The organism is Moraxella sp. CTOTU48268 (assembly GCF_032069585.1).
Lineage (GTDB): Bacteria > Pseudomonadota > Gammaproteobacteria > Pseudomonadales > Moraxellaceae > Faucicola > Faucicola cinerea.
In genome coordinates, this window is the sequence record NZ_DAMALV010000009.1 from 38,617 (window position 1) to 63,662 (window position 25,046).

General features: G+C 43.0%; 41 protein-coding genes and 3 tRNA genes. 26 read left to right on the forward strand and 18 right to left on the reverse strand.

Annotation, left to right across the window (positions count from 1 at the left end):
- Position 1 precedes the first annotated feature (1 nt).
- Positions 2-451 (reverse strand): acyl-CoA thioesterase, encoded by a 450-nt coding sequence (locus RT143_RS04940; protein WP_313013336.1) that lies wholly within the window; start codon positions 449-451, stop codon positions 2-4.
- 409 nt (positions 452-860) lie between these two features.
- Between RT143_RS04940 and RT143_RS04945 the strand changes: the two genes are divergently transcribed.
- The 4 genes from RT143_RS04945 to RT143_RS04960 all read left to right on the forward strand — a co-directional run bounded on the left by RT143_RS04945 (position 861) and on the right by RT143_RS04960 (position 2,360).
- Positions 861-936, forward strand: a tRNA-Asn gene (locus RT143_RS04945).
- Positions 937-1,117: 181 nt separating this feature from the next.
- Positions 1,118-1,193: transfer RNA gene (locus RT143_RS04950), tRNA-Asn, on the forward strand.
- Positions 1,194-1,351: 158 nt separating this feature from the next.
- Complete coding sequence (locus RT143_RS04955; RefSeq protein WP_313091572.1) at positions 1,352-1,840, forward strand: hypothetical protein; 489 nt, start codon at positions 1,352-1,354, stop codon at positions 1,838-1,840.
- Positions 1,841-2,054: 214 nt separating this feature from the next.
- Positions 2,055-2,360 (forward strand): CopG family transcriptional regulator, encoded by a 306-nt coding sequence (locus RT143_RS04960; protein ID WP_313091573.1) that lies wholly within the window; start codon positions 2,055-2,057, stop codon positions 2,358-2,360.
- Between the two features lie 91 nt (positions 2,361-2,451).
- On the opposite strand, the gene RT143_RS04965 is transcribed toward RT143_RS04960, so the two are convergent.
- Entirely contained in the window at positions 2,452-3,789 is a 1,338-nt protein-coding gene (locus RT143_RS04965; RefSeq protein ID WP_313091575.1) for a dicarboxylate/amino acid:cation symporter, read from the reverse strand.
- 454 nt (positions 3,790-4,243) lie between these two features.
- On the opposite strand from RT143_RS04965, the gene RT143_RS04970 reads away from it, so the two are divergent.
- Positions 4,244-4,333, forward strand: a tRNA-Ser gene (locus RT143_RS04970).
- Between the two features lie 66 nt (positions 4,334-4,399).
- Here RT143_RS04970 and RT143_RS04975 read toward each other — a convergent pair.
- The 15 genes from RT143_RS04975 to RT143_RS05045 all read right to left on the reverse strand — a co-directional run bounded on the left by RT143_RS04975 (position 4,400) and on the right by RT143_RS05045 (position 12,064).
- Positions 4,400-5,530 carry a tyrosine-type recombinase/integrase gene (locus tag RT143_RS04975; RefSeq protein WP_313091576.1) on the reverse strand — a complete coding sequence of 377 codons (1,131 nt, stop codon included), beginning with the start codon at positions 5,528-5,530 and terminating at the stop codon, positions 4,400-4,402.
- 192 nt (positions 5,531-5,722) lie between these two features.
- Positions 5,723-6,082, reverse strand: a complete 360-nt coding sequence (locus RT143_RS04980) for a hypothetical protein (RefSeq protein ID WP_313091578.1) — start codon at positions 6,080-6,082, stop codon at positions 5,723-5,725.
- Positions 6,069-6,383, reverse strand: a complete 315-nt coding sequence (locus RT143_RS04985; RefSeq protein WP_313091580.1) for a hypothetical protein — start codon at positions 6,381-6,383, stop codon at positions 6,069-6,071. Before RT143_RS04985 ends, RT143_RS04980 begins: the two co-directional genes overlap by 14 nt.
- Positions 6,380-6,583 carry a hypothetical protein gene (locus tag RT143_RS04990; protein ID WP_313091581.1) on the reverse strand — a complete coding sequence of 68 codons (204 nt, stop codon included), beginning with the start codon at positions 6,581-6,583 and terminating at the stop codon, positions 6,380-6,382. Before RT143_RS04990 ends, RT143_RS04985 begins: the two co-directional genes overlap by 4 nt.
- Complete coding sequence (locus RT143_RS04995) at positions 6,580-7,110, reverse strand: hypothetical protein (protein WP_313091583.1); 531 nt, start codon at positions 7,108-7,110, stop codon at positions 6,580-6,582. Before RT143_RS04995 ends, RT143_RS04990 begins: the two co-directional genes overlap by 4 nt.
- Positions 7,104-7,397, reverse strand: a complete 294-nt coding sequence (locus RT143_RS05000; protein ID WP_313091584.1) for a hypothetical protein — start codon at positions 7,395-7,397, stop codon at positions 7,104-7,106. The genes RT143_RS04995 and RT143_RS05000 overlap by 7 nt, the downstream gene beginning before the upstream one ends.
- Before the next feature lie 82 nt (positions 7,398-7,479).
- Positions 7,480-7,665, reverse strand: coding sequence for a hypothetical protein (locus tag RT143_RS05005; protein ID WP_076774314.1), 186 nt, complete (start codon positions 7,663-7,665; stop codon positions 7,480-7,482).
- Positions 7,666-7,667: 2 nt separating this feature from the next.
- Positions 7,668-8,819 (reverse strand): hypothetical protein, encoded by a 1,152-nt coding sequence (locus RT143_RS05010; RefSeq protein WP_313091586.1) that lies wholly within the window; start codon positions 8,817-8,819, stop codon positions 7,668-7,670.
- On the reverse strand, positions 8,819-8,983 hold the full coding sequence (locus RT143_RS05015) for a hypothetical protein (RefSeq protein ID WP_313091587.1): 165 nt from the start codon (positions 8,981-8,983) through the stop codon (positions 8,819-8,821). Before RT143_RS05015 ends, RT143_RS05010 begins: the two co-directional genes overlap by 1 nt.
- Positions 8,984-8,985: 2 nt before the next feature.
- Positions 8,986-9,144, reverse strand: coding sequence for a hypothetical protein (locus tag RT143_RS05020; RefSeq protein ID WP_313091589.1), 159 nt, complete (start codon positions 9,142-9,144; stop codon positions 8,986-8,988).
- A 227-nt stretch (positions 9,145-9,371) separates the two neighbouring features.
- The gene (locus tag RT143_RS05025; RefSeq protein ID WP_313091590.1) at positions 9,372-10,286 is read right to left on the reverse strand and encodes a hypothetical protein; all 915 of its coding nucleotides are present in this window, start codon (positions 10,284-10,286) and stop codon (positions 9,372-9,374) included.
- The gene (locus RT143_RS05030) at positions 10,279-10,830 is read right to left on the reverse strand and encodes a DUF6932 family protein (RefSeq protein ID WP_313091591.1); all 552 of its coding nucleotides are present in this window, start codon (positions 10,828-10,830) and stop codon (positions 10,279-10,281) included. Before RT143_RS05030 ends, RT143_RS05025 begins: the two co-directional genes overlap by 8 nt.
- 13 nt (positions 10,831-10,843) lie before the next feature.
- A complete protein-coding gene (locus tag RT143_RS05035) occupies positions 10,844-11,017 on the reverse strand; it encodes a hypothetical protein (RefSeq protein ID WP_313091592.1) in 174 nt (57 codons plus the stop codon).
- Positions 11,018-11,030: 13 nt separating this feature from the next.
- Positions 11,031-11,399 carry a surface-adhesin E family protein gene (locus tag RT143_RS05040; RefSeq protein WP_313091593.1) on the reverse strand — a complete coding sequence of 123 codons (369 nt, stop codon included), beginning with the start codon at positions 11,397-11,399 and terminating at the stop codon, positions 11,031-11,033.
- Positions 11,396-12,064 (reverse strand): LexA family protein, encoded by a 669-nt coding sequence (locus RT143_RS05045; RefSeq protein ID WP_313091595.1) that lies wholly within the window; start codon positions 12,062-12,064, stop codon positions 11,396-11,398. Before RT143_RS05045 ends, RT143_RS05040 begins: the two co-directional genes overlap by 4 nt.
- A gap of 104 nt (positions 12,065-12,168) precedes the next feature.
- On the opposite strand from RT143_RS05045, the gene RT143_RS05050 reads away from it, so the two are divergent.
- The 12 genes from RT143_RS05050 to RT143_RS05105 all read left to right on the forward strand — a co-directional run bounded on the left by RT143_RS05050 (position 12,169) and on the right by RT143_RS05105 (position 18,132).
- On the forward strand, positions 12,169-12,384 hold the full coding sequence (locus tag RT143_RS05050; protein WP_313091597.1) for a helix-turn-helix domain-containing protein: 216 nt from the start codon (positions 12,169-12,171) through the stop codon (positions 12,382-12,384).
- Between the two features lie 47 nt (positions 12,385-12,431).
- On the forward strand, positions 12,432-12,899 hold the full coding sequence (locus RT143_RS05055) for a phage regulatory CII family protein (RefSeq protein WP_313091599.1): 468 nt from the start codon (positions 12,432-12,434) through the stop codon (positions 12,897-12,899).
- Positions 12,896-13,150, forward strand: coding sequence for a hypothetical protein (locus tag RT143_RS05060; RefSeq protein WP_313091600.1), 255 nt, complete (start codon positions 12,896-12,898; stop codon positions 13,148-13,150). The genes RT143_RS05055 and RT143_RS05060 overlap by 4 nt, the downstream gene beginning before the upstream one ends.
- A 10-nt stretch (positions 13,151-13,160) precedes the next feature.
- The gene (locus RT143_RS05065; RefSeq protein WP_313091601.1) at positions 13,161-13,376 is read left to right on the forward strand and encodes a hypothetical protein; all 216 of its coding nucleotides are present in this window, start codon (positions 13,161-13,163) and stop codon (positions 13,374-13,376) included.
- 2 nt (positions 13,377-13,378) lie between these two features.
- The gene (locus RT143_RS05070; RefSeq protein WP_313091603.1) at positions 13,379-13,807 is read left to right on the forward strand and encodes a hypothetical protein; all 429 of its coding nucleotides are present in this window, start codon (positions 13,379-13,381) and stop codon (positions 13,805-13,807) included.
- Positions 13,808-13,865: 58 nt separating this feature from the next.
- The gene (locus RT143_RS05075) at positions 13,866-14,561 is read left to right on the forward strand and encodes a phage antirepressor KilAC domain-containing protein (protein WP_313091604.1); all 696 of its coding nucleotides are present in this window, start codon (positions 13,866-13,868) and stop codon (positions 14,559-14,561) included.
- Positions 14,561-15,811, forward strand: a complete 1,251-nt coding sequence (locus tag RT143_RS05080; protein ID WP_313091605.1) for a YdaU family protein — start codon at positions 14,561-14,563, stop codon at positions 15,809-15,811. Before RT143_RS05075 ends, RT143_RS05080 begins: the two co-directional genes overlap by 1 nt.
- A complete protein-coding gene (locus tag RT143_RS05085) occupies positions 15,808-16,014 on the forward strand; it encodes a hypothetical protein (RefSeq protein WP_313091607.1) in 207 nt (68 codons plus the stop codon). The genes RT143_RS05080 and RT143_RS05085 overlap by 4 nt, the downstream gene beginning before the upstream one ends.
- Positions 16,015-16,199: 185 nt before the next feature.
- Entirely contained in the window at positions 16,200-16,730 is a 531-nt protein-coding gene (locus RT143_RS05090; protein WP_313091608.1) for a hypothetical protein, read from the forward strand.
- On the forward strand, positions 16,727-16,876 hold the full coding sequence (locus tag RT143_RS05095) for a hypothetical protein (RefSeq protein ID WP_313091609.1): 150 nt from the start codon (positions 16,727-16,729) through the stop codon (positions 16,874-16,876). Before RT143_RS05090 ends, RT143_RS05095 begins: the two co-directional genes overlap by 4 nt.
- A complete protein-coding gene (locus RT143_RS05100; protein WP_313091611.1) occupies positions 16,873-17,448 on the forward strand; it encodes a hypothetical protein in 576 nt (191 codons plus the stop codon). The genes RT143_RS05095 and RT143_RS05100 overlap by 4 nt, the downstream gene beginning before the upstream one ends.
- A 162-nt stretch (positions 17,449-17,610) precedes the next feature.
- Positions 17,611-18,132 (forward strand): hypothetical protein, encoded by a 522-nt coding sequence (locus RT143_RS05105; RefSeq protein WP_313091612.1) that lies wholly within the window; start codon positions 17,611-17,613, stop codon positions 18,130-18,132.
- Positions 18,133-18,260: 128 nt separating this feature from the next.
- On the opposite strand, the gene RT143_RS05110 is transcribed toward RT143_RS05105, so the two are convergent.
- Positions 18,261-18,422, reverse strand: coding sequence for a hypothetical protein (locus RT143_RS05110; protein WP_313091613.1), 162 nt, complete (start codon positions 18,420-18,422; stop codon positions 18,261-18,263).
- 41 nt (positions 18,423-18,463) lie between these two features.
- On the opposite strand from RT143_RS05110, the gene RT143_RS05115 reads away from it, so the two are divergent.
- From RT143_RS05115 to RT143_RS05155, 9 genes are all read left to right on the forward strand, one after another.
- The gene (locus tag RT143_RS05115) at positions 18,464-18,658 is read left to right on the forward strand and encodes a hypothetical protein (protein ID WP_313091614.1); all 195 of its coding nucleotides are present in this window, start codon (positions 18,464-18,466) and stop codon (positions 18,656-18,658) included.
- Positions 18,658-19,026, forward strand: coding sequence for an HNH endonuclease (locus RT143_RS05120; RefSeq protein WP_313091615.1), 369 nt, complete (start codon positions 18,658-18,660; stop codon positions 19,024-19,026). The genes RT143_RS05115 and RT143_RS05120 overlap by 1 nt, the downstream gene beginning before the upstream one ends.
- 96 nt (positions 19,027-19,122) lie before the next feature.
- Positions 19,123-19,356, forward strand: a complete 234-nt coding sequence (locus RT143_RS05125) for a hypothetical protein (RefSeq protein ID WP_313091616.1) — start codon at positions 19,123-19,125, stop codon at positions 19,354-19,356.
- A 5-nt stretch (positions 19,357-19,361) separates the two neighbouring features.
- Complete coding sequence (locus RT143_RS05130) at positions 19,362-19,853, forward strand: phage terminase small subunit P27 family (RefSeq protein WP_313091618.1); 492 nt, start codon at positions 19,362-19,364, stop codon at positions 19,851-19,853.
- A gap of 18 nt (positions 19,854-19,871) precedes the next feature.
- Positions 19,872-21,590, forward strand: a complete 1,719-nt coding sequence (locus tag RT143_RS05135; RefSeq protein ID WP_313091620.1) for a terminase large subunit — start codon at positions 19,872-19,874, stop codon at positions 21,588-21,590.
- Positions 21,591-21,598: 8 nt separating this feature from the next.
- Positions 21,599-22,852, forward strand: a complete 1,254-nt coding sequence (locus tag RT143_RS05140; protein WP_313091621.1) for a phage portal protein — start codon at positions 21,599-21,601, stop codon at positions 22,850-22,852.
- Entirely contained in the window at positions 22,842-23,510 is a 669-nt protein-coding gene (locus RT143_RS05145) for an HK97 family phage prohead protease (protein WP_409519690.1), read from the forward strand. Before RT143_RS05140 ends, RT143_RS05145 begins: the two co-directional genes overlap by 11 nt.
- A gap of 10 nt (positions 23,511-23,520) precedes the next feature.
- On the forward strand, positions 23,521-24,729 hold the full coding sequence (locus RT143_RS05150) for a phage major capsid protein (protein WP_313091623.1): 1,209 nt from the start codon (positions 23,521-23,523) through the stop codon (positions 24,727-24,729).
- Between the two features lie 126 nt (positions 24,730-24,855).
- Positions 24,856-25,038, forward strand: coding sequence for a hypothetical protein (locus tag RT143_RS05155; RefSeq protein WP_313091624.1), 183 nt, complete (start codon positions 24,856-24,858; stop codon positions 25,036-25,038).
- The last annotated feature ends 8 nt before the right edge of the window (positions 25,039-25,046 follow it).

Consider the following 25,046-nt stretch of genomic DNA (forward strand, 5'->3'; position numbering starts at 1 on the left):
CCTATTTGATATCACATTGGGGAATGTTGTTACTTTGAAAACGTAATGCTTTACGCATCTGTGCGGCTTTTTGGCGGCATTCTTGCGGGCTATCTTTGATTTCAAGGGGTGGCACACGGGTGGGCTTGCCATGTTTATCCACCGCTACCATGGTAAAGTAACAACTGTTGGTATGGCGTATCGTACGGTTTTGGATATTTTCTGCTTGCACTCGAATACCCACTTCCATCGAAGTTTTGCCCACATAATTGACGCTTGCCAAAAAGGTGACTAACTCCCCTACATGAATCGGCTCACGAAAAATCACTTGATCCACCGATAGCGTCACCACGTAGCTACCGCTATAGCGACTGGCACAGGCATAGGCCACTTGGTCAAGCATCTTTAATAAATCACCGCCATGCACATTGCCGGTGAAATTTGCCAAATCAGGCGTCATCAGCACAGACATGGTAAGTTCGTTTTGTAAAGGGGCAACTTGCAAATTTTGCTGTAATTCAACCGAATTAGCCACAATGAAGATCCTTCTTAATTCATATAACAATTATTATAAAAAATTATTAACCTCGGCATCCTAGCTGTGAACTAACAAGCTATAAATCAACGCAGCTTTGAATCAATGCTGTGAATCAACTTGACCGATATGGCAATGCCTTAATCGCTAAACTAGCAAATTCGTCTTATCACCACAATAGCCAATCAGTAACTGACTGATTACTAGCTACAATCTGGTCAAAAATAAAAATATCCAAAGAATTTTTTGATTTAGGGCTTGACAGTCACGGTTAATTTGCTAAAATACGCACCACTTAAACACTGCGATGATTTTTGCAGGTTTAACAAAAAATTCTACCGCTTATTCTCCAATAGCTCAGTCGGTAGAGCAATGGACTGTTAATCCATGTGTCCCTGGTTCGAGCCCAGGTTGGAGAGCCATATTAAGAAGACCTTTAACATCGCTTGTTAAGGGTCTTTTTTTATGTGGCATTTTTTATCTATCGTTATTGCTATTAGTCATTTTGATTGCTATGAGTCATTTTGCACCATGAATTTTTTGCTAAAAATGCTTGACTCATTGTCTAAATCTCAGTAATATACGCACCACTTGATTATCTGTTCTCCAATAGCTCAGTCGGTAGAGCAATGGACTGTTAATCCATGTGTCCCTGGTTCGAGCCCAGGTTGGAGAGCCAATCAAGCCAAATTCTGTTGTATATTTTGAACCCGTTCCCTTGTGAATGGGTTTTTTTATGAGCAAATTTTAGCAATTTGCTGTTTAATACGCCTTTGTTTGATACCCTATTATCTCACTTGCTAAAGTACTTAAGATACTATTGATAAGGTACTAGTTATGACGCTGTCGTTTTCCCCTACCCAATCTCAATTTTTGACCCTACAACAAGCGATTAATAAAGACCGCATCACCCAGCTAGTAAGCGATCATCAGCAAGGTAAGCTGTCGTCAGATGATAAATCTTACTATGAAAGCCTAATTACCCAATTTATCGAGTTAATCAAGCTGCCTGATAGCGCGCATTTAGCCATGCAGCTTTTACCAGAATTCAAAATCACCGTGCCAGCCTTGCTTGATGGCATGGCTTATCGCGCAGTGGCTGATAAAAACCCAAAAGCGTGTGTGTTTGCGGCATATATGATTGACCAATCGCTGTTGCAGCGCGATATGACGCCCCTGTTCAATGTGATTATTGAAATCGGTACGCCTGAGCTGTGGGTTGAATTGGTGAAAAAAGTGAATAATGCCCCTGCCGATCGCATCGTTGAGAAGGTTTATCAATGTGATAAATCGGTACAGACCTATTGGGAACAACAAATTTTGTAAAGAAATTTCGCCTGATTGTCACATCCAGCGTTAAGCTAATGCAACATTTGGCTAAGATTTTTGTAGGAATTTTACGTTTGCCTTGCTTGTTTATCGCCAATGAAATAATTACACTAGGTTAAAGATATCTAATTGCGCTAAATTTTCCGTCTAATTGATAATTTGGTTATATCTAGCTTCATTGCTAAAAATTGATCACACGCGAGGCATGCAAATGATTACTAAAATCAAAAAAAATCAACAAGTCATGGTTCCTATCCATATCAAAATCACTGAAGAAATGCGGGATTTGTTGACCCAAGTCGCCAAAAGCCATGGTTTTCCACGTATACAAGGCTTGATTCGCTTATATATTCGCCGTGGACTTGATGCCGAGAATGTCGGCTACTCACTCGCCAAAGACAGCCGTTTTATCGAAAAGCTGAAGCGTCAAGGAGTGTCGGACGAGGTGATTTTTGAAGCGATTGAGGAGACAGCCAATGAGTCAGAAGCCAAAGCAACTGATACGGCAAAACCTTAAGCTTGTTCAGCCCCATAAAAAAACCCAAAACGCAAATGTTTTGGGTTTTTTATGGCTAATCAACGCTTTTATAGGCTTATTCTTTATACAATTATACAGTGGGATGATGCTCAATAGGCGGTAATGGCTGACCATTGAGCGCGGCGTCCAAGCGCTGTTTGTCTAGCGCATTTTCCCAACGTGACACGACAATCGTCGCACAGGCATTACCGGTTAAGTTGGTCAATGCACGGCACTCTGACATAAAGCGGTCAATGCCTAAGATAAGCGCCATCCCTTCGATTGGCACAGTTGGCACTACCGCCAAAGTGGCTGCCAAGGTGATAAAACCAGCGCCCGTGATACCTGCCGCGCCTTTTGAGCTTAACATCGCAACCAATAATAACGTAATCTCTTGGGTCAATGTCAAATCAATATTACAGGCTTGCGCGATGAATAACGCTGCCATGGTCATATAGATGTTGGTACCATCTAGGTTAAATGAATACCCTGTTGGAATCACCAAACCGACCACTGATTTTTCGCAGCCAGCGCGTTCAAGTTTTTGCATCAAGGTTGGTAGTGCCGCTTCTGATGAACTGGTGCCTAGCACCAATAGCAATTCATCTTTGATGTATTTAATCATCTTGATGATTGAAAAGCCGTTGTAACGTGCTACAGCACCGAGCACCACCAGCACAAATAGCAATGAAGTGATATAAAAACAGGCTATCAAAAAGGCTAGGTTACCCAGTGAGTGCACGCCATACTTACCAATGGTAAATGCCATCGCACCAAACGCACCAATCGGCGCAGCTTTCATCAAGATTTCAACCGCTTTAAACACAGGCGCAGATAACTCTTGAAAAAAGTTTAACACGGGACGAGCACGATCACCCACGGATGCTAACGAAATACCAAACAGTACTGAAACAAATAACACTTGCAGGATATTCCCTTCTGTCAGTGGACTTACCATGGTTTCCGGAATGATATTCATCAAAAAACCGGTAATGGTACTATCGTGCGCTTTGCTAACATACTCTGACACTTTAGCCGCATCTTTCCCTGTTGCCAGTGTGGCTGGATCGATATTGAGACCCGCGCCAGGTTGCAACACATTGGCAACCACAAGACCAATGATCAATGCCAAGGTTGAAAAGGTAATAAAGTAGATCATCGCTTTACCAGCAACACGACCGACTCGCTTCATATTGCTCATACCAGCAATACCCGTCACCACTGTCAAGAAAATAACGGGGGCGATAATCATTTTAACCAATTTAATAAATGCATCACCCAGTGGTTTCATTGCCTCGCCCACTTCTGGGGCAAATACGCCAAGCAAGATACCCAGTCCAATGGCGATAATCACTTGTACATACAGAATTTGGTACCATTTACGGGGTTTGGGGGGTTCCACGAGCGTCGTGGTATCGATAGGTATCATGACAGATACACTCCTTTATCTGACGAACCCTAAAACTGCGATAAGGTTACATTTGCGATAAAAATTGTGGAACAAATTTAGCCAAATAGTCGCACAACCTTTAGAATTTTATCAACAATCGTTAGAAAATCTAATGGATTGCAGTGCCGCGTATATTAACAATGTAGTAACGCATCAGCAAGGTAATTTTCAACATTATTGTTAAGCTCCTATGGGTCACCTAGAGGTACTGAAACAACCCGTTGTATCAATATTTTTAGACGTAGGATTGGTGGGTTTTTGAGCGTTTTTTGCTTCAATATTTTGTTTAACATCGGCGCAAGGTATGAAGCCCAGGTATTAAGCCAAAATGTTCAGCATAATTATCTAACTTTCTTTAACTAATATTTTTTGCATTAACGTAAAAAAATGCTTGCATTGTTATTTCACTTGTATATAATAGCCACCACAATTTGGAAGCTTGGCAGAGCGGTTGAATGCACCGGTCTTGAAAACCGGCAAGGGTGCGAGCCCTTCGAGAGTTCGAATCTCTCAGCTTCCGCCATATATCATCAGAAAAACCAACACTTTGCGGTGTTGGTTTTTTTGTTTGACACACTTTTGACACACTTCACTTGTTTAGCTTGTTTATTTCATTCCTAGATTGTTCGCCGTGAATCCATCGGCTATAAATCTTGGTGAACATTAAAAGGCTATGCCCCAATTGATTGGCAGCGAATGCTGGATTGATACCATTCATTAGCAAGATTGTCGCATACGTGTGGCGAGTGTTATATGCTGGGCGATGACGTATATGGGTGGCTTGGGTCGCACTACGCATCACTGAGCGCATATTGCTTTCGTGGTTCCAGTGACTGCCGTCCGCTTTCACAAATACATACTCATTACCCCGGTTCAATGCCCTGGCGTTTTTAAACGCTGATAGCGCATTGTCATTTAGGTACACCAGACGTGATTTTGACGTCTTGGTTTTATTCTGCAGTATTCCCCTCACCCTTCCCTTCGTGATTGACATAGTGCCTTTCTCAAGGTCCACGTCAGACCATAGCAAGGCTATCATTTCGCTTGGACGCGCACCGGTCCAAAATGCCACTTCAAAATACCAGTAAAGCATCACGTCACTGGCGTTCTCTTTTATCCACCCTAAAAGCTTCGTCATTTCATCTTCAGTAAATGGGTCGGGCTCTTCTTCTTGAAATTTCTTGTTTTTAATTCGCTTGGTCGGCAAATCGTCGATGACTTCATCTTCAAATGCCAATTCAAATACACCACGTAACGGTATCAATGCATTATTAAACGTTTTCTCGGTGTTAAATGATAGCTCATTGATATGCTGGCGGATGATGGCTGGCGTGATATCTTCAACAGCCATGAGGGCAAATGCGGGCATCCAGTGGTTAGTTAGGATGCCTTTGTACTTGCTACGCGTACTGACATTATCCGAGTTTAGGTTATCTAGGTACATTTGGGCATAATCGGCGAACGTGGGGCGCGCTTCTGATAGCTCAGGCAAGATACCACAGGCGAGGTTGATATCATCGTCCGTGAGCACACCCCATTGTTTTTTGTTGATCAGTTCAGCACGGGTATTGTACGCTGCACGGATCCCCTCGACCGTCGCGGGGTTCGGCAAGGTAATCCAGCGGCGTTTGCCGTGGTGGTCGATGAAGTTGATTTGCACGGCGTTTTCTCGGACGCGGACGCCTTCAGGGAGTTTTCGTTGGCTAGTTTGTCGCACCATTGGTAAAAGTTCCTTAATGAGTAAACGTATGATTTACTACCTGGTAAAAGTTGGCAGATATTAAGCCCCATTTTTTGCCACCTTTGGCGGCGGTTGTGTAGCGTGGTTTTGGGGATTCCCGTGATGGTGGTAAAAAGTTCTACCCCTACCCAATCAAGATTTACCACTTCAGCGCCAGTGGTGGGCGTAGTATTAATCGCTAGGTTTGTCATTGTGCTCCTCGCTTAGTGGTTTAACTTCAACTAATTTCTTGCCGCATTTAGGGCAAAAATTCATACTATTTTCGATTGGGCTGTCAGGATTTGACATATTCCACTCAAGTCCGCAATCGCTTGAGTAATCGCCACAATCAGACCATTCGCTCCAAGCCTCTGTGCTTACATTGCATTTCCAACCGCAAACTTCTTGGCTATGTTGTTTTAAAATCTCAATCGAATTATCAATACCTGCGACAATGCCAAGCGTAAACTGTTGTACAAACATTGAGTTAGCGTTTCTTGCTTTATCCATTACCACTTTGCTTTCTTGCTCCAGCTTCTCAATCAATGTCATCATCCCCTCCAATTTCAATAATCTGCATCCCACAATATGGACAATACTCAAAATCATTGCCATGCACATTACCAAAGTTAAAGACTTGGTAATTATCGCAACATCCAGCCTTATAACGACTACCAAACATTCCGTCTTGTTCTTTTGTCCAATCACAATGTGACTGGCTTTTATAGCCAAAGCTAACGACTTTATTGTCTTTGAAATAAGCACCAAGTTGTTCACCTAACGCAAGCACTTCATTGTTTGTCATTTTTGACAAGTCAAATACAGCGCGTACAAATGGGGGTCTTTTACTCATGCTGATTTTCTCCGATGTGGTCTATAGTTAGTGACATAGCAATCTTTGCACTGAGCAACATATTGCTGAGCGCCAAATCTATCTTTGCCATTGCGGTAAAAGAAATCTTTATGAATTGGATAAAATTCACCGCAACAAGTACATTGTTTTTCAACGCCCAATTCGGTTTTTATTCTTTTACCTTTTACGCCAATAGTCATGCCAAATCTCCAAACATATCGATTTGACGACCTTGTCGTTCTCTGATTTGTCGCATACGCTCGTTATGCTCAGCTTCGTATTTCGCTAAGCGTCTATCACGGTCACCGCTAATACGGTCAACCAATCCAGCAAACCGGACTGCTGTAGCTGGCATGCTGATGCTTGCCTTAATCGTTAGCTGCTCCCATTCTTTGATGATTTTTGCCTGTGTGTCGTTATCAAGCTCAAAGAAACGTTTACGGGCTTCATGCCATCGTTTGGCTTCACAACTGCGATGATAGCGCGTGTAATCATCATGGTTGGCTTGACGACGCTCATATTCAGCTTTGGCATCAAAATCTTGGATAGGCTCGGCTGTGATAAGCTCAGCAAGCAATGGCGCCTTTGCTTGTAGCTTTTTGGCTTGACGGACGGGCTTGTTGATGGCCATAGTGATTTGACGTTTAGTCAAACCACCATTCATGCCATAAGTTTCGCCAACGCGGTATGGGTAGCGTTTGAATTTAATCATGGATGCCTCTAACATGGTATCTCGTATCTTCTGCGCTCGGGGTTCTCGTTTTTATTAGCCACCGAACATAAAACATCTTTTTTTACATGCGCAGCAATTATCTTGCTGACACCTTGACTGGTCTCATCCGTTTTATCTTGAGCAGCCATAAATTCATCAATGGATTTATCAAGCTCCTTGCCCAAATTGTCACCAGATAAGCGAATCAAGGTGATCGTCATAATTTCATTTTTAACATCTTGAAATGCCTTTTTGATAACTTCTTTGCCTTCAGCCATTGCTAATAATTTTTCTAAACTCATGGTTTTCTCCGGATTCGTTTGTTTGGTTTGATGGCTGGCAAGGTTAATGCTTTTGCCAGCTTTTTAAATTCTTCGGTTAGTTCTACCATTCTTCGACATAGCCCTCGTCTAGGTCATCCGCCCAAGTATCTACTTCGCAACCATCTGGGCAAGTGAATGTATGATGATTTGGCTTGCTTGGTGCATGCTCGATGAATTCACCGCAATCAGCGCAGTGAATCGCCCAGGCTTCGTACATTTCTTCGTATTCGATGTGACTGCGTGGCATTGTTACGCGGCTCCAAATACATCGGATTCGGTGAGCGGAGCGCCATGAACATTAACTGGGACAGCATTTTTAAAAGCTATATCACCACGACCAGCGACAAAGAAACCTTTCTCGTCATGTTGACCAATAACTAAGCGAATATCTTCAAAGCTGCAGTTTTCATCACCATCATTACCAACACGACACAACCACACTTCATCATCTTCAAGGATTTTAAGCATTAAATCGCTACCAGCCAATTCAGGGCGCTGCCACTCAATCCAAGGCATAAGGGCGCATAATTTGGCGTGATTTTCTTTGGTAGCTGGTAATAACCATTTCTGCGAGCGTGAATCCATTGAGTCTTTAAAATGCACGGTACCAAGTTGATTATTTTCAACCCAGTCAATCTCATGGATGTAGGGACTACCAGCATTAAGTACGTAAACCTTATCGCCACCAAAGAACTCAGGGTGAATTGCTTGACTGACTTCTGCATTTGGCGCTTCAGCCTTACTTGCTAAACCATCTAAATAAGCGTTATCTAATTGCTTTAACTCAGCTGCTAAGCCTAGAGATGTGGTCTCAATTGCTTGACCGTTGCTTGACTGGTAATCAGGCAACTGCGCAAATTCCGGATGCAAGTCATCGCTACTGACGATAATCTGACCAACTTCGGTGGTATCTTGTTGGTCGGCATCCGTATCGATATCACTGGGATTAGTAACTCCAGCACTAGGATTAATTAAGGTGTCTTCACCGTTATCAGGGGAGCTCGACTCGTTATCAGGGGAGCTTACCTGAGGAGCTTCGGTATTAAGCTCCTCATCTTCGATATTTACCGGCGCATCTTGGGTATTACCGCCGTTATCTTGCATATTACTGCCGTCATCTTGTTTGACTGGCTGATCGATGGCAGTGGCTAAATCATCGAGATCATCTTCAGCAGTTTCGTTGACTGGCGCGACAACGTTTTGACTACCTGGTAAGTGCCAAAGCCCATCGTCGGACTTATACGCACCCACCAATGACAGCGCGTTATATAGTGACGATTTGGCATAGCCAGTCTTTTGCATTAATTCACCAAATTCAACGCCCAGCGGATAATCCTGCATAGCGCCTTTTATTTTCTTGATTGCTTTTTGTGCTTTTTCAGAATGTACGATTGCGGCCATTACACTTCTCCATAGGTGACGATTTGTTGAACTTGGGGTTGGGTTTCATCTTGCGCATCTTGCATCAAGATTTGCTCAGCGACTTCAGCGTTTTTGGCGGCGATGAAGTACTTGTATTCTTTGCCGTTCTGGCGATAGTCGATGCGATAGCGGTTTTGGTGCATGATTAATCCTTTGTTTGGTTGTGGGCGAGATAGTCGATGTGACTGGTGATAACTTGGTCTTGCCCTTTTTGCTCAGTCTCTAGCGCACGGACGCCAAGTTGAGCAAAGAGAAGACCGAATAAAAGAAGGGCGGCGAATGCAACAAGGTCGATGGATTTCATTTTTAATTGCCTGTGTTGTTGTGATGTTTATTATGTTCGCATATACGAACAAACAAGGCAAGTATTAATGTTCATAAATACGAACTTAATTTGTAAAATGTTTGTAATCTTGAATTTTAGGCAATAAAAACCCGCATTTAAGCGGGTCCATTACTTGTAAGGAATTGTAAAAGGTGGGATAAAGGCAATAAAAAACCCACCGGAGTGGGTCTTTGTGTTAACTATCTTTAATCATGAATATGATTGATATCAGATAAACGATATTTTGGCTTGGCTTGACCAAATGTAATGGTGTTTAATTTTACCGTAATCGGACGATTGAGATATTCATTATTCAAAATTTCAGGACTTTCGAATGTTGGTTCTAATTTACCTCTTATAACTTCACCATCGCCAATGGTTTTAAATTCAAATGTTCTTGAATTTGGAAGAACACCTTGGAACTCCCCTGTATAAGTTTCTTCCTTTTCGACAATATTGTCATTTGATAATCGTTCTATCAAGCGAGTTAGCTGTTCATCATTATGAATACGTAACTGCCGATTATTGAACTGCAAAGCAAATAGTGCATTATAACTTTTCATAAGCTCAAGGAACTCAGTTACTTTCTTCACGGCTCTTGGGTGGATAGTATCAACAATATCGCTAATCTCTTCATCATTGCCGTTGATAGCAAGCTCTAAAAGCATTTGAATATCAACAATTGCATTTTCTGAGGTATTTCGCTCTGCTAATAAGTCGAAATTAGGTGGTGGTAGCTCGAACTCGAACCCAAATGAGCCTACAGCCGTCCCTGTAATCATTAACTGATGTTGCTCTCTATCAGGGATAGGACCATGGTGTTTGAGGTTATTATTAAGACTGGCAACAACGCTTGCCACCATATTATTCAAGCTATCTATTGCTTTGCCAGAAAATTCAGCCGTAATACCATGACTTTCATGAACAGGCTTGCCACGAAAAGTTATTACAGCTTTTTTAATAAGATGCACTGGGTCAATAGACGACAATACATTCTCTATAGAATTTAAGCGTGACTTCAAACTCATTTGACCGATAAAATCATCCCCCGAGGAATTCTCTATTAAATGAATAAGGGTATTTTTTTCGGCCAATAATTTATTGTAATCATGTTCACGCATGACTACTAACTCCTTTCAAAAAATCCCCTGCAATAATATCTTCATTTGGGGATAGTGGTATTGTGAAAAATCCTTTCCATATATCAGTTTCTCTTTGATGAGACCACATGCTGTACCAATATGTAATGATATTTACATTACTCGATGAAGGTTTTGACAAATCAATTGTATAAGCATCGACCTTGTAATTCTCTTTTAAATAAGCCCTATCAAAGAATGAAGGATTATTATTGACCCATAATAGGTTGTTAATTTTTGACAAATCTCCAAGGGTTACCAAATCAATATCAGCAGGTGGCCTTCCTCTTAGCACCTCTACATTTTCGGTAAAACTGCCATTAATCCATTGTAAACCATTGACAATATCTAAACTATATAAGTATTGTCTATAGGCTAAAAGCCCAGACAAAATCTCTGTGCGCTCGACAGTGAAGGAAAATCTCTGTATAAAATCAATTATATTTATAAGATAAGGAGAACGATTAGCACTATGACCATCCTCACCAATTGCTATTGGTGGTATAACTCCATGAATATTCCACATTTCAATTCTCTCCCTAAAAATCCAACTCAATCTCTCGATACACACACCATTCTTTGCATCTTGTCACTGGCGTGATCAGCTCAGCATTGTAGATAAACCAAACGATGAAATAATGGTCAGGGTCAACATTCTCTAATGACCAGCCTGAAAGGATTGGCTTAGACTTAGGGTAATCATTCCTGTACATGTCAGCACCCTATTTATATTTCGCAAAGACCTTTAACCAAAACAGCATCAAAGCCATCAGGATCAGGCGTATTCATCTGAGCCATAAGCGGCGGTAAGTCCATATCTTTTACTAGCTTACTACCTTTATAACCTTTAAAAGCACCAGTACCGACTTGGCGTTTTTCACAGTCTACAACCTTTAGCATTTTTATATTAGAAAACCCAGTTTCTTTGCTTTTATCAACGAACTTTACCCAAACCAATGTTCTATCAAGCCCATCTTTAGAAAGCGAAGATGGCGAGAAGTAAATCTCCCCTTTTTCATTTTTAATCAAAGACTCCCATTCACTAGCATAGGTATTTGTAGCAAAAAGCAGCAACACAAGCATCATTCTTTTCATATAAGCTTCCTTTCATGTTTGACCACCACACCGATGATATTAATATGCACGGCTCGACTGTCAATAATAGGATAAAACTCGTTAAGCGGTACGAGTTGGCAGTATTCACGACCTAGCTTTTCATCGTAGCCACACGGTTTGAATCGTTTGAATGTCGCTTGAGATTCATGGTCAACCATGGCAATCACATAATCACCAGCGTTAGCCTGTCGTTCAGCATCTACTAAAATCTTGTCGCCTTCAAAGAATTGCGGTTCCATACTATCGCCGCGTATATGTAGCCAATACACCTGCAGTCCATAACCGTCATCGTAGAAATATTCATACTCATCATACCCATTCTCATAGATATCAGTAAATTCACCCGCTTGCACCCAATTCAATACTGGCGCCTTTCTTATTTTTTGGGGGATAGCTTCAATATTAGCAATGCCTGCCGAGCTGATAACTTGGTCACTTGGATTGCCTTGACCAGTAAGCAACCAATTTGTATTGCACTTCAAGACACTGGCTAATGGTGTCAGATATTCGCTAGATGGTTTAGTTGAGCCTTTGACCCACCCAGAAATAGTAGCTTTACCTGCGCCAGTAGCCCGCTGGATATCAGCTTGCTTAATCCCTGTCACCTGCATGCGTTCTTGAATTCTATCAGCAATGTCTTTCATACAAATTACTCCTTACCGCGTTCGTATATTTGAACACAACCGATTGACAATTACTCGAACGTTATGTTCTAATAAACGAACTATTAATATTTGGAAATCCGAACATGACTGTTGATGATTTACTCATTTTTTATAATGTTCCAAATGATAATCAGCTTTTTTTAAAAACCAAAATCGCTGCTAAAAGTACGCTTAGTACTTGGCGTGCCAATGGGATACCTGAGAAAACTCAATCATTGATTGAGATAAAAACAAAGGGCGCGTTAAAAGCCGATCTCAGCAAACCATTAACTTGTGATGAAACTATAACCCCAGCGTAAAAATAAAAATACGTTTAACCAACACAGCAACAAACGAGTAATAAAACATGAACGTCAAAGATGCCACCCACGCTACCGTACATGACTACCCAGGCGGTGCCGAAAGCCTAGCGCCGCGTATGGGCATAAAGTCGCCACAGGTTCTACGCAATAAAGTCAATCCTACTACAGATACGCACCATTTACGCCTTGATGAAGCTGTGCGCATGATGGCAGTGACGGGTGATTATAGAATCATTGAAGCCATGGCGGGCGAGCTTGGCGGCACGTTTGCCCTTCTTCCTACATCACAAGTTACTGAGCAGTCGCTAATTGCCATGTTGCTGAACGCATCAAACGCACACGGCAATACTTGCAAAGTATTCAGTGACGCTTTGGCAGATGGTTATCTTGATCACATTGAGCGCAAAGATATCAATCAAGCGCTTGACGAGACAATCCAGACGCTCTACTGCATCAAACAAGCAATGCAAATTGATACAGACCACAGCAACCCATTTGATACTAAAAAATGACCAAATCAGCCACCCAGTACATCATTGATGCAAGTGATGATGGCATCACAGTCAAAGTTGACTTCGCACGTCATCACCAAGACAAACAGCCTTGCTTGCATCACAACGTCAGCTTTAACCGACGCGATGATGAGCTCACGTGCCTGACGTGTGGTGCCAAAGTTAACCCTATCGCTTGGATTGCTGATCACGCTGAGCAGATTCATCGCCAAGCGACTCGACCACCAAAACCACTTAAGCCAATGTCATAAGGAGATACCAATGGCGAAATTCAACCCAGATGATTGTAAATATTGCAATAACACTGACGGCGTATGTTGTCATGAAGCAATCCGCACTGACAACAAAGCGCAAGCTCACATTATCGATGCTCGAGACGAACATCATCATAATGAAGCGGATGCCCACGTTTTTATGCTAAATGGCTTGCTGGTCGCCAAAGATGTCGTGATGCCACTTGAGCAAGGTGGTAACTAACCATGCAAATCGTAACTACTAGCCAAATCGTAGAAACCCTTTTAACAAAGGGCGAGTTAGTATTGCCAGACTTTGGTGAAGGTAATCGCATCAAAATACAACAACACATGTACCAGGCAAAAAAACAACTTGCGAAACAAGGTATGGGTGTGATGCCAGAGTACGATGGCTACTTTATTAGAAGCTATAAGTTACTGTCTGCTAATCATAAACCTAGCCATGCATCTACGACTTGTAAGCAAGTCGTGCAGTCTAGCGTCAATCTAAATGACAAATCAGCAATTTATAAAGTCATACATAGCAAGATTGTCAAAATGAATAGCAAGCGCATCCTAGAGTCTGAACTAAAAGGATTTAATAACCGCGAAGTTTTACAAAGCGTTTTAACCGATCTTGGGTACAGAAAGTACAGAGGCGTGTGGCAAAAATAAAAAACCCTAATGACGGCAATCATTAGGGCTTTGGTATTAATCACAGGAGATGTAATTAATGAATAACTTAGCGATATTAAAACAAACAGCACAAACAATGTCAAGCCGAGAGATTGCTCAGCTTTGCCAAAAACCGCATGACAATGTGCTAAAACTTATTAGAAGCTTGATAGATGGGGGTATCGTAAAATCTACGACACCCCACCAATACATGCACCCACAAAACGGTCAATGGTATACAGAATTTTTATCAGACAAACGTGACAGTCTTGTTGTCGTTGCGCGTCTATCTCCAGAATTTACTGCTGCAGTCATTGATCGCTGGCAAGAGCTTGAAACCCAAAACAATGCCCTACCCAACTTTGCTGACCCAGTACAAGCTGCACGTGCATGGGCAGATGCCATGGAGCGCCAGCAACAAGCCATTGCTCAAGTGGCTGAGCTACAACCCAAGGCGCAAGCGCTTGATGCCATTACTCATGCTAAAGGCAATAGCAATATTCGAGATACTGCCAAAGCATTGGGAGCAAAACAGAGCGACTTTATTAGTTGGTGCCTTAAGCATGGTTGGTTATACCGTGATGACTGCGAACGGCTAAAAGCCTACGCTAATCGCATTCAACAGGGATTTATGGCCCAAAAGTCTGTGTTGTATCGTGGTAGTGATTCAACCGAGCGAGCGACCATGCAACCAATGTTTACGCCAAAAGGATTGACTCACCTTGCCAAAATTTATACTCGAGAGGTGGCGTGATGTATTTTTATAACTTCAACATTGGCGACTATCGTAGTCATACTGCCCACCTTACACCAACTGAGCACTATGTCTATCGCAGCCTAATCGATTGGTACTATCTCAACGAGCGTCCAATGCCGGCCAATGACATTGACTACATTGCACGCGTGTTGATGCTCAAAACTGACGATGAGCGCCAAGCGTTGCAGTCTGTTCTATCTGAGTTTTTCAAAGTCAAAAAACTCAAGCTAACTGGTGACACAGTCGAATGTTATCACCACGCCCGCATCGATAACGAAATCAAAAACTATCATCATGCAAACGGCGGACGCGTATATGACCATACAAGAGAGGTAACGCAAGGTAACATTACTGGTAACGATATCGGTAACGTTAAAAGTAACGTTGGTAACGTTATCGGTAACGTTCAAAACGTTACCAATGACAAAAAAGGTAACGTTTTAACGCAGGCAGAAAGAACTGCTAAATCAAAAGCTGAGCGTAAAAAAATCATTGCAGACTTACAAGACTTAGGCGCTGACTTCGACCCCAATGCAGATATGAAGACGCTAAGAGAATTACACGGTAACTTTTTTGGTACTAACTTGGGTAACGTTAGCGGTAACGTTGGTAACGAAACTGGTAACGTTGGAAATTCTGAAAGTAACGCATTTCATGACGCTATAACCAATAACCAAGAACCAGTAACCAATAACCAAGATAAAAACAACACTACACCGCGCGAGCAAAATTTTGACATTCGTGATTGGGTGGAACCTGAATACTCAGACTTCATTGAAATTCTGCAGGACAATGATATTCACATGGTATTACCACAGGACTTGTACTCAACCGAGGCGCAAAAGTTCAAAGGCTACAACGCAAACATGGCAGCTCAAGGTAAAGTATCTTTGGTCGATGATAGTTACCGAATGACCAAGTTTATCGATTGGTTCAAGATTTTAGCAAATAAACAACATGCGTCGAAGCAAGCAGTAGCCGCACCTGTGGTACATGATGACGATTTACCAGAGATTTACCGTCAATCTAGCCAGTCAGACCAAACCTATCACCCAAGCCATGCACCTGTAGCGCCAGCCAAAAAGTTACCTGGTATGTTTAGCGCTTATGGTCAAAATTACATGCCACTTGAGGGTATGGACGCCAAAGGCACCTTTGAGGCAGTCACCGAGAAGATGGGTAAATTTTACACCTTCGCCGAGGCATACCAAATTCTGAAAGATGAATTATCAGGAGCGGTGGCGTGAAAGCGTTAACCACCCTTGGCTATCAAGTCTTTGCCTTGCAGCGCATTGAAGATGCTCACAGGCAAAAGCAGTGGTCAGGAAAAATTAGGATGGTCAAAGACAATCCGTTCTATGACCAGTATTTTAAGTGGCATCGCGGCTGGCAAGACAATGGATTGGCGATTGACCATGATATGGGGAATTTAATCATAAAGGAGTCGTAAGTGTTTAATCAGTACAAATGTGTTTGTGGTTCAAAGTTGACGTCATCGAACGATATTTTTATGGGTAAATGCGAGAAGTGCCGAAAGCGCCCCCTAGAATTAACATTCAAGACTGCTAACCCTAAACTGGCCAAAACTAACAAAATTATTTCAGCAATCATCAAGTCACACTTTGGAGAATTTAATTGATCATCATAGGCATCGATACTGGCACCAAGACGGGGTTTGCCATCAACTTTAATGGTGCAATTACAGAGCTTGAGACTTTGGGCATCATTCAAGCACAGCAAGTTGTCATGCAAACTTATCAGGGTACGCTTAATCCATCATGCCCAGTTTATGGTCATGAATTTATAGTCTGCATCGAAGACACACGCCAGCGCAAATGGGTACGCCATGATGTAGGACGTGAGCGTCTCAAAGGTGTTGGCTCGGTCAATCGTGATGGCGCAATCTGGGAAGAGTTTTGCGAGTATCACGATATCCCCTACTTGCTAGTACCGCCTGCTCACTTGCAAGGCTTAACCAAGATGACTGAGAAAGATTTTCGTGAGCGTACTGGCTGGACTGGCAAGCGATGCAGCGAGCACGCCCGCGATGCTGGCATGATGACATGGAAGTATCATCGCCTGATTACCAAAGGCATGGTTCAGATGCCAAAGAAACCATCGGAGATTAAATCAGCGCAATTGGCTCAGGGTAAAAAAGGTACATGATGCAATACACCAAGTTTGACCAGCGCAAACCTTTTACGCTTATGGAAGTCAAAGAATTACTTGATGAAAGCTTTGATTTAAAAGAGCGTAAAAGAAAGTCAAAATTTAAAAAACATCGTCACAGTAAGCAAAGGAAAAATAAATGAAGAGTGATATTTTGAGGAAACGTTTTGGTCAAAGTCGCTTACTGAATCTTGAGGCGCTTGAATGGCTAGAGTCAACTATGCATGCAAAAACGGTCAGGTTTGATATTGGCAAAGGTGGTGGCACACCTGAGGTTACATGGGAGGACCGATGCGCAGCTGTGGCCATGATTAAGTCCAAGCCGGCACGTGCGCTGGCAAGCTTACTTGTCTGGGGATATGACCAGGATCAGTTTGATATTATCGCCGATCACTTAGCGGGCAAGATGGCAGCTCAGTGTCGAGCGGATAAAAAAGCAATGCCTAAAGGCTGTCCCTACTCTATCGATGACATGGCAAGTAAGATGGCACGGATGGTTTTGTACTTTACTCTGTACGATTTGTGGGAGCTTTATACGGTACAGGGTCGTTTGGTATTCAGTGGGATTAATATGAATGACCGCACATATAGCAACCAAATGCTTAGCTATCAAAGAATGCTATCCGACCAAATCAAAGATTTAAGTTTACAGATAGATAAAGACGTCAGCAGCTATCGTCAGAATTTAGGGTTCATCAAATCACAGAGTTTGTAATCTGATAATCTTAATTGTAAAAAGAATAATTCTTATATATTATGTAAGTGTTTAAAATTAAATAATTTTTATTACAGTTTTAAATGATTTTTATAAATTTTCATCATCAAAAGGATTTCAAAATCTTAATGTTATAATAAACGTAATAAGGAACTGAATAAAATGAATAATTTTACTAATGCTTTAAGAAAGTCGCTTGATACAGAAAATTGGTATGCTGTTCTTTTCATTTCATTAACCTTGCCAGATATTTGCGGTAAAATTGACGAGCCTTCATTAGGTTCAAAAGCAAGAACAATAAATTGGTATAACAAATATTTGAAACCAACTTATACTTCGGCAGTAGGTGCTGAAAGGCAAGAGCATGTATTCTTAACAGGCTCAGATTTTTATGCCTTACGTTGCGCGTATTTACATGAAGGAAGTGATGACATTACTACACAAAGGGCACGAGAAATTCTTGAGAAGTTTAAATTTGTGCAACCTACGACTTCTGGTATATTCATACACAGAAATACAAAACACACCACCCTTCAATTACAAGTTAGCGAATTTGGCGCTGAAGTGTTAAATGCAGTAGAAACTTGGTTGTCCGATATATCCGATGATACCGAGAAAATGAATAAAACAGAGAATTTCTTAAAAATCCAAATGCTCGATCCATCTAAAGGATTTTCTATATAAAATAATGATTGACGCATGCCGCACTGCGAGGTATCATTTGTATAGAGTCAAATTTTATATAAAGCCACCGGTTAATCGCCAGTGGCTTTTTTGTTGCCTAAAATATTGCAGTCACATGCCATGTGCAATCAGCGTAAGTGGAGCCACATGCCTGTCAATCGATAAGACTCCAACTGCAATATAAAGTCGTTAAGTGTCAGCGTGGGTAACCGTGGATTGCCACAATGAGCCCGTCTAAAAGGACAGTAACTCGCTTCAACGACATCCACACCAATTACTTTGCCAGCCATGAATCCTCACATGGCTGGCTTTTTTTATTCCTGGATTCGATATGACTGAACATGCTGTGTTATTTGAGAACGCTGACATCGTTGGCAGTGGTGATGGCTGGGTTGCTTATCTGGAAGATGGTAAGTACTCATACGTTATCTATGGCGAGTCTGAAGATACCGCTTTCATCGGTGAAGGTGATACCGTTGAAGAAGCCAAGGCCCAAGCTGAAGCAATGGTCAATGAGTCAAAGTAATGAGTCGCCCATGCCGTCACTATGGCTGTCCTAATCTGGTCAAGTCACGCAGTCAGCAAGGCTATTGCGATGACCATGCCAGTGAACGCACTGGCTGGGCAAAGCGTCAGCAATCCAAAGGCAATACGACTGAGCGTGGCTATGGTTACGCTTGGCGTAAGCTACGTGCCCAAGTACTTGAGCGAGATGGTTATCTATGCCAGGCATGCGAAGCTAAAGGACGCATCACGCCAGCCACCGACGTTGACCACATCATCAACAAGGCAAGCGGCGGCACCGATGACATCGACAACCTTCAGGCACTTTGCCGAGCCTGTCACAAGGCCAAAACTCAATCCGAATCCGCCGCTGGTGGCGGGGGTGGGTGAAAAGTTCAGAGGGTAAGCCCCTGGTGACCGCCCCCCTCCTAAAATTTTTACGCACGCGAAATTAAAAGTTTAACTGGTTGACGATAGGTTGATTTTATGATTGGCATTGCACCCATGAAGGACGGTGGTTTTGGCTTGGTTGATTTAGAGACGGGCAAGATTTTACCGGGTCAAATGGAAGTTAAGTTTGATGAGTATAAACCTGGGATGCAGCCACCAGGTTTGCATGTGACTTTTTTAGTGGACTGGCGTAATAATGGCCAAGGCTTACCATTTGCCTTGCTTGACAAAAATTCAAACGCTCATGTAGTGGACAGTAAAAAAGAGTAAAGGTTATGGGTGGAATTGCATCGGTACCAGGTCGCGGTCGCAAGGCTAAGCCAACCGAGATTAAACGCGCAGATGGTAATCCTGGTAAAAGACCACTCAATAAAAATGCGCCTGATTTTACCGAGGTCGTGGACATTGCCCCGCCGTTATATTTCGAGGGGTTAGAATTTGCACCAGTGATTTGGCAGTCAGTTGTGCCAGAGCTGCTTAAAAACGGCGTGCTGCGAATTACAGATATGCATAACGTCGAAGCGTTTTGCATGGCTTATGAGAACTACCGTAAATGCCAACAGGAAATTGTTGAAAACGGAGTGACTGTTCAAGGGGCAATGGGTGGTCCAATTAAAAACCCCGCGCTCACTGGTATCAACGAGGCCATGAAACAGATGGCAACTTTCGGCGCTATGCTTGGTCTTGATCCGTCATCCCGTCAGCGTCTTTTAGGGCCGGGTAAGAAAGAAAAAATCAACTCTTTTGCGAGCGTGCTTGATATGTAACTACTTTGCGAGACGTTTATGACAGCTTATCCAAACGTCGATATCGCAAATAAGTGGGCGAAACAAGTTGTAGCAGGGAAAGTACCCGCTTGTAAATGGGTGGTTTTGGCCTGTCAGCGTCACCTAGACGATTTAAAAAAATCTAAAAGTCGCGATTATCCGTATAAATTTGAGCCTAAATTAGCCGAAAAAAAGATACTTTTTATCGAGCTTCTACCCCATACCAAGGGTGAATGGGCTTTAAAACGCCAAAAAATTCAGCTTGAGCCATGGCAGAAATTTGGTATTGCCGTCACGTTTGGCTGGGTGCGCAAAAAAGACGGTTATCGCCGATTCCGCGAGTCATATTGGGAAGTACCACGTAAAAATGGTAAGTCTGCAATCGCTGCAGGCGTAGCGCTCAATATGTTCGCCAATGATGGCGAGTTTGGCTCCGAGGTTTACTCGGGTGCGACAACCGAGAAACAGGCGTGGGAAGTATTTAAGCCCGCTCGCTTGATGGCACTGCGCTCACCTGAGTTGATTGAAGCCGCTGGTATACAGATTAATGCAGCAAGTCTTGAACGCCCAGAAGACGGGGCAATCTTTGAGCCGATTATTGGCGACCCGCCAGATGGTCAGTCGCCACATTGTGCCATCGTGGACGAATACCATGAACACCCAGACAGCCGATTGTATGACACGATGCAAACGGGTATGGGTGCACGTCGCCAACCGCTTATTTTTACCATTACTACCGCTGGCTATAACATCGAAGGCCCTTGTTATGAGTTGCGGGCACGTGTCCAAGAAATGCTATTGGGCAATGTGCCAGATGATGAGCTGTTTGGCTGGATTTGGACGATTGATGATGGTGATGATTGGACAGACATCAATGTTTTAGCCAAAGCCAATCCGAATTTTAACGTCTCTGTTTATGCCGACTTTCTGCAGTCACAACAGACAAAGGCGATTAACAACGCTTCACGTCAAAACAGCTTTAAAACCAAGCATCTCAATGTTTGGGTATCTGCCCGCGCCGCATTTTTTAACATGGAAACATGGAAAGCTAGGGCAAATCCTGACCTTAAATTTGAAGACTTTGAAGCCACGCCTTGTGTGATGGCGATTGACTTGGCGTCCAAAGTTGATATGGCGGCTCGTATCAATCTGTTTTATTGGGTTGATGACGATGGCAAGATTCAATATCGCTGCGTGTCTCCTTGGTTTTATCTACCTGAAGACACCGTGTATAACGGTGAGGAAACCGGGGCAAAAGACCGCTATCAAAAGTGGATGAATCAAGGGTTAATCGAAGTCCATGATGGCGCTGAAAATGATTTGGTCGCTATTGCTGATGACTTGATTGCAGATGCTGAGCGCGTAGCATTATCAGAAGTTCCCTACGATGAATGGGGTGGTTTTCAAGTCGCTAAAAAAATCAGTGATGAAGGCTATGAGACGGTCAAGATACCCAAGAATGTCAAGACATTCTCCCCTGCCATGCGTGAGCTTGAGGCTGCGATAAAATCTGGACGTTTTCAGCATGATGGCAATCCGATTTTGTCATGGATGGTTGGCAATACCGTGGCTCGTGAAGATGCCAATGGCAACGTATTCCCACGCAAAGAAACCAATGCCAAAAAGATTGATGGCTTGGTGGCATTGTTGATGGGGATTAGCCGTGCCATGGTACTGGCTGGCGTGGATAGTGGCAGCAGTATGGATGAATATTTGGATAATATGATTATTGCGTAGGTAAAAATATGACAGCACCAAGCTTTTGGGGGCGATTATTTGGTGGCTTGTTTGGCACAAAGCGCCTCGACAAAGACAGCAAAGCAGAATCACATCGCGGTTCTTCCACCGCCTCGGGCAATCCAGTTACACCTGAAACGGCGTTAAAACTTGCAGCGGTTTGGGCATGTGTAAGATTGCGCAGCCAAACAATTGCAAGTCTGCCACTGCATTTGTATAACGAAGACAAAACTATTGCAAAAGACCATTATCTTTATCGTATTTTGCACGACTCGCCCAATGCTGATATGACTGCCAGTGAGTTCTGGGAGGCGATGGCTGCGGCGTTGGATTTATGGGGTAATGCTTATGCGCATATTGTGCGTAGTTCGCGCAATGGACAAGTAATTTCGCTTGAAGTCTTAAATCCTGAGCAAGTGACGACTTATCGCAGCAAAGACGGCATCGTTACCTATCTTTATCGTGAAGGTCGGACAGTTTATAACTATGCTGATGCCGATGTGTTTCACTTAAAAGGCTTCACGCTTGATGGCTTTATTGGTTTATCACCAATTCAGTACCAAGCGTCAGTCATGGGTTTTCAGATTGATGCCAACACTGCCGCCAATCAAGAATTTAAAAATGGGTTAAAGGCGGGCGGGTTTTTAAAAACTGGCGGCACCAATCTCAACGATCAACAACGTGATCGCTTACGGGCAAACCTTGAAGAATTTGGCAAGCCTGAAAATGCTGGTAAGTTTATGGTTCTCGAGGCTGGCATGGAAGTGGTCAGCACGGGTAATGTGCGAATCAGTCCCCAAGATGCTCAGTTGCTACAGAGTAGATATTTCGGCATTGAAGAGATTTGTCGAACCTTTGCGACACCGCCGCAAATGATTTATCACACGGATAAGGCATCGAGCTGGGCAAGTTCGCTCGAAGGCATGAAACTTGGCTACTTGCAGTTTTCTTTGCGCCCAAACCTGGTCCGCATTGAACAGCAAATTGTTAAAAAACTACTGACACCCGCTGAGCGCTTAAAGTTTAAACCAAAATTCAGTGTCGAAGGTTTGCTTCGAGCTGATAGCCAAGGTCGAGCGACGTTTTACACATCAGCATTACAAAATGGCTGGATGAGTCGTAACGAAGTGCGAGAGCTTGAAGAATTACCACCCGTTGAAGGTGCTGACTCATTAACCGTTCAGCTCAACTTAACACCGATTGAAATGTTGCAAGCCGTGGCAAACCAAAAAACAGGACAGACAAATGGCAATCAAAACTAAAGATTTTATGAATTTTAAAGCCGAAACCGTCTCTGAAGACGGTTTTTTTTCGGGCTACTGTAATGTTTTTGACGTTGAAGACAGCTATGGTGACGTGGTGCGCAAAGGTGCATTTGTTGATTCGCTCAATGAATGGCAAGCCAAGGGCAAATTACCACCTATTTTGTGGCAACACGACAAAGCGACTGTACTAGGTGTATGGACCAAGCTATATGAAGATGACAAAGGCTTGTATGGCGAAGGTCAACTACTTATCAATGATGTGGCCAAAGCCAAAGAAGCCCATGCGCTACTTAAACATGGCGCTATCGATGGTTTGTCGATTGGCTACTACGTCAAAGAATATAGCATCGACAATGAACAAGGTGTCTATAACCTTCTCAAACTAGATTTACGTGAAATCTCAATCGTCACTTTCCCCGCCAACACTGATAGTCGCATCGATGCGGTCAAATCGCATTTGGCGAAGGGAGAACTACCCTCTTTATCTGACTTTGAGAAATTCTTGCGTGAGGCAGGATTCTCAAAAAGCCAAGCCACTGCCATCGCTGGGCATGGTTTGCGCTCACTGCTACAGGGCGAGCCTGACAGCAACTCAACAAGCGAAAAAAGCGGTGATGATACTGCTCAAATCTTAGCAATTTTAAATTCAATTTAAGGAAGCAATCATGTTTACTAAAGACAATGAAAATGCCGACAATGTCATGCTCGCCAAGAAATTTGCTGAAGCCACTGACAAAGTCAAAGCCCAAGCCGAAGAAATCAATGGCCGTATGGAAAAAGGCGAAAAACTTAGCCAAGCAGCTAAGGACAGCGCTGACGAAGCGTTAACTAAGTTTAATGAACTTAGCGAACAAGTCAAAGATATCGAGCAAAAAACCGCCCGCCGTGGTGGCGAAGAGCCTGTTGCCAAGTCACTAGGCCGTCAAATGGCAGATAGCGAGCAGTTTAAACAACTGATTGCTGATCCGCGTGGTGTACGCCATGCCAAAATGTCCGTCAAAGCCGAAACTATCACCAGTGCTACGACAGCCAGTCCTGGTGCAGCGGGTGCATTGGTTACGCCTCAGTACGTGCAAGGCATTATCGCACCAAATCAAATGCGCCTGACTATCCGTGATTTGTTGATGTCCGGTACGACTAACAGCAACGCCATCACTTACATGCGCGAAACTGGCTTTACCAATAATGCCGCTGCTCAAGCAAATGAAGGTGATAAAAAAGCCCAGTCTGATTTGAAGTTTGACCAGGTGACGACTAACGTCGAAACCATTGCTCACTATATCAAGGCCTCAAAGCAGATTATGCACGATGCCCCAATGCTGGCGAGCTATATCGATGGTCGTTTGATGTATGGTCTTAAACTGGTTGAAGAAAAGCAGCTGCTTAATGGCGACGGTTTGAATGGTAATATCAAAGGTATTATCCCACAAGCAACCGCGTTTGCTAACCCAGCGACCACCGTAGCGACTTATACGATTATCGACCAGATTCGCTATGCGATGCTTCAAGCAGTATTGGCTGAGTACCCAGCAAGTGGTCACGTGCTTAACCCAATTGACTGGGCGACCATTGAAACACTAAAAGATAACGAAGGTCGTTATATCATTGGCCAACCGCAAGGCGAAGCTAATCCGACATTATGGCGCCTACCAGTAGTCGAAACCCAAGCGATTGCACCGACCAAGTTTTTGACGGGTGCGTTTAATATGGCGGCGCAAATCTTTGATGCTGAAGAAGCGAGTATCGAGGTCGGTTTTGAAAACGACGACTTTATCCGTAACTTGTTGACGATTCTTTGTGAAGAACGCCTTGCCTTGGCAGTGTATCGCCCTCAAGCGTTTATCTACGGCACATTGGCAGCGAAAACGGCTTAAATTCTAGTTTTTGCAACAAATAATAGTTAATTTCTCAAAAATGCAGCGGTGTTGGTCATCGTTGCATTTTTTATTATGCCAAAGTCAATTGATGCAGTTAATTTTGTCATAGTAAAGGAGCTAGTCATGAAATATACCGTACTACGTGAGCACTGGGGTGATAAGCAGTATAACCAAGGTGATGTACGAACTGTCACCAATGAACAAGATGCCAAGACCTTAATGGCAATGGGTTTAATCGGTGAAAAGTCTGAACCAGTACCACCAAAAAACAAAATGGCGAAAGACCCTGTTAACAAGTCTGAATAATACCAGGT

Bases quoted from the DNA above. Each gene is read 5' to 3' on its own strand.
- RT143_RS05135 (WP_313091620.1), top strand. From the start codon at position 19,872: ATGACAGCTTATCCAAACGTCGATATCGCAAATAAGTGGGCGAAACAA.
- RT143_RS05125 (WP_313091616.1), top strand. From the start codon at position 19,123: ATGATTGGCATTGCACCCATGAAGGACGGTGGTTTTGGCTTGGTTGAT.
- RT143_RS05040 (WP_313091593.1), bottom strand. From the start codon at position 11,399: ATGAAAAGAATGATGCTTGTGTTGCTGCTTTTTGCTACAAATACCTAT.
- RT143_RS05155 (WP_313091624.1), top strand. From the start codon at position 24,856: ATGAAATATACCGTACTACGTGAGCACTGGGGTGATAAGCAGTATAAC.
- RT143_RS05030 (WP_313091591.1), bottom strand. From the start codon at position 10,830: ATGTGGAATATTCATGGAGTTATACCACCAATAGCAATTGGTGAGGAT.
- RT143_RS05120 (WP_313091615.1), top strand. From the start codon at position 18,658: ATGAGTCGCCCATGCCGTCACTATGGCTGTCCTAATCTGGTCAAGTCA.
- RT143_RS05010 (WP_313091586.1), bottom strand. From the start codon at position 8,819: ATGGCCGCAATCGTACATTCTGAAAAAGCACAAAAAGCAATCAAGAAA.
- RT143_RS05025 (WP_313091590.1), bottom strand. From the start codon at position 10,286: ATGCGTGAACATGATTACAATAAATTATTGGCCGAAAAAAATACCCTT.
- RT143_RS05020 (WP_313091589.1), bottom strand. From the start codon at position 9,144: ATGAAATCCATCGACCTTGTTGCATTCGCCGCCCTTCTTTTATTCGGT.
- RT143_RS05110 (WP_313091613.1), bottom strand. From the start codon at position 18,422: ATGGCTGGCAAAGTAATTGGTGTGGATGTCGTTGAAGCGAGTTACTGT.
- RT143_RS04955 (WP_313091572.1), top strand. From the start codon at position 1,352: ATGACGCTGTCGTTTTCCCCTACCCAATCTCAATTTTTGACCCTACAA.
- RT143_RS04960 (WP_313091573.1), top strand. From the start codon at position 2,055: ATGATTACTAAAATCAAAAAAAATCAACAAGTCATGGTTCCTATCCAT.
- RT143_RS05100 (WP_313091611.1), top strand. From the start codon at position 16,873: ATGAAGAGTGATATTTTGAGGAAACGTTTTGGTCAAAGTCGCTTACTG.
- RT143_RS04940 (WP_313013336.1), bottom strand. From the start codon at position 451: ATGTCTGTGCTGATGACGCCTGATTTGGCAAATTTCACCGGCAATGTG.
- RT143_RS05105 (WP_313091612.1), top strand. From the start codon at position 17,611: ATGAATAATTTTACTAATGCTTTAAGAAAGTCGCTTGATACAGAAAAT.
- RT143_RS05150 (WP_313091623.1), top strand. From the start codon at position 23,521: ATGTTTACTAAAGACAATGAAAATGCCGACAATGTCATGCTCGCCAAG.
- RT143_RS05050 (WP_313091597.1), top strand. From the start codon at position 12,169: ATGACTGTTGATGATTTACTCATTTTTTATAATGTTCCAAATGATAAT.
- RT143_RS05140 (WP_313091621.1), top strand. From the start codon at position 21,599: ATGACAGCACCAAGCTTTTGGGGGCGATTATTTGGTGGCTTGTTTGGC.
- RT143_RS04995 (WP_313091583.1), bottom strand. From the start codon at position 7,110: ATGTTAGAGGCATCCATGATTAAATTCAAACGCTACCCATACCGCGTT.
- RT143_RS05095 (WP_313091609.1), top strand. From the start codon at position 16,727: ATGATGCAATACACCAAGTTTGACCAGCGCAAACCTTTTACGCTTATG.
- RT143_RS05080 (WP_313091605.1), top strand. From the start codon at position 14,561: ATGTATTTTTATAACTTCAACATTGGCGACTATCGTAGTCATACTGCC.
- RT143_RS04985 (WP_313091580.1), bottom strand. From the start codon at position 6,383: ATGAGTAAAAGACCCCCATTTGTACGCGCTGTATTTGACTTGTCAAAA.
- RT143_RS05035 (WP_313091592.1), bottom strand. From the start codon at position 11,017: ATGTACAGGAATGATTACCCTAAGTCTAAGCCAATCCTTTCAGGCTGG.
- RT143_RS05075 (WP_313091604.1), top strand. From the start codon at position 13,866: ATGAATAACTTAGCGATATTAAAACAAACAGCACAAACAATGTCAAGC.
- RT143_RS05060 (WP_313091600.1), top strand. From the start codon at position 12,896: ATGACCAAATCAGCCACCCAGTACATCATTGATGCAAGTGATGATGGC.
- RT143_RS05070 (WP_313091603.1), top strand. From the start codon at position 13,379: ATGCAAATCGTAACTACTAGCCAAATCGTAGAAACCCTTTTAACAAAG.
- RT143_RS05130 (WP_313091618.1), top strand. From the start codon at position 19,362: ATGGGTGGAATTGCATCGGTACCAGGTCGCGGTCGCAAGGCTAAGCCA.
- RT143_RS05065 (WP_313091601.1), top strand. From the start codon at position 13,161: ATGGCGAAATTCAACCCAGATGATTGTAAATATTGCAATAACACTGAC.
- RT143_RS04990 (WP_313091581.1), bottom strand. From the start codon at position 6,583: ATGACTATTGGCGTAAAAGGTAAAAGAATAAAAACCGAATTGGGCGTT.
- RT143_RS04965 (WP_313091575.1), bottom strand. From the start codon at position 3,789: ATGATACCTATCGATACCACGACGCTCGTGGAACCCCCCAAACCCCGT.
- RT143_RS04975 (WP_313091576.1), bottom strand. From the start codon at position 5,530: ATGGTGCGACAAACTAGCCAACGAAAACTCCCTGAAGGCGTCCGCGTC.
- RT143_RS05045 (WP_313091595.1), bottom strand. From the start codon at position 12,064: ATGAAAGACATTGCTGATAGAATTCAAGAACGCATGCAGGTGACAGGG.
- RT143_RS05115 (WP_313091614.1), top strand. From the start codon at position 18,464: ATGACTGAACATGCTGTGTTATTTGAGAACGCTGACATCGTTGGCAGT.
- RT143_RS05000 (WP_313091584.1), bottom strand. From the start codon at position 7,397: ATGAGTTTAGAAAAATTATTAGCAATGGCTGAAGGCAAAGAAGTTATC.
- RT143_RS05005 (WP_076774314.1), bottom strand. From the start codon at position 7,665: ATGCCACGCAGTCACATCGAATACGAAGAAATGTACGAAGCCTGGGCG.
- RT143_RS05055 (WP_313091599.1), top strand. From the start codon at position 12,432: ATGAACGTCAAAGATGCCACCCACGCTACCGTACATGACTACCCAGGC.
- RT143_RS05015 (WP_313091587.1), bottom strand. From the start codon at position 8,983: ATGCACCAAAACCGCTATCGCATCGACTATCGCCAGAACGGCAAAGAA.
- RT143_RS04980 (WP_313091578.1), bottom strand. From the start codon at position 6,082: ATGACATTGATTGAGAAGCTGGAGCAAGAAAGCAAAGTGGTAATGGAT.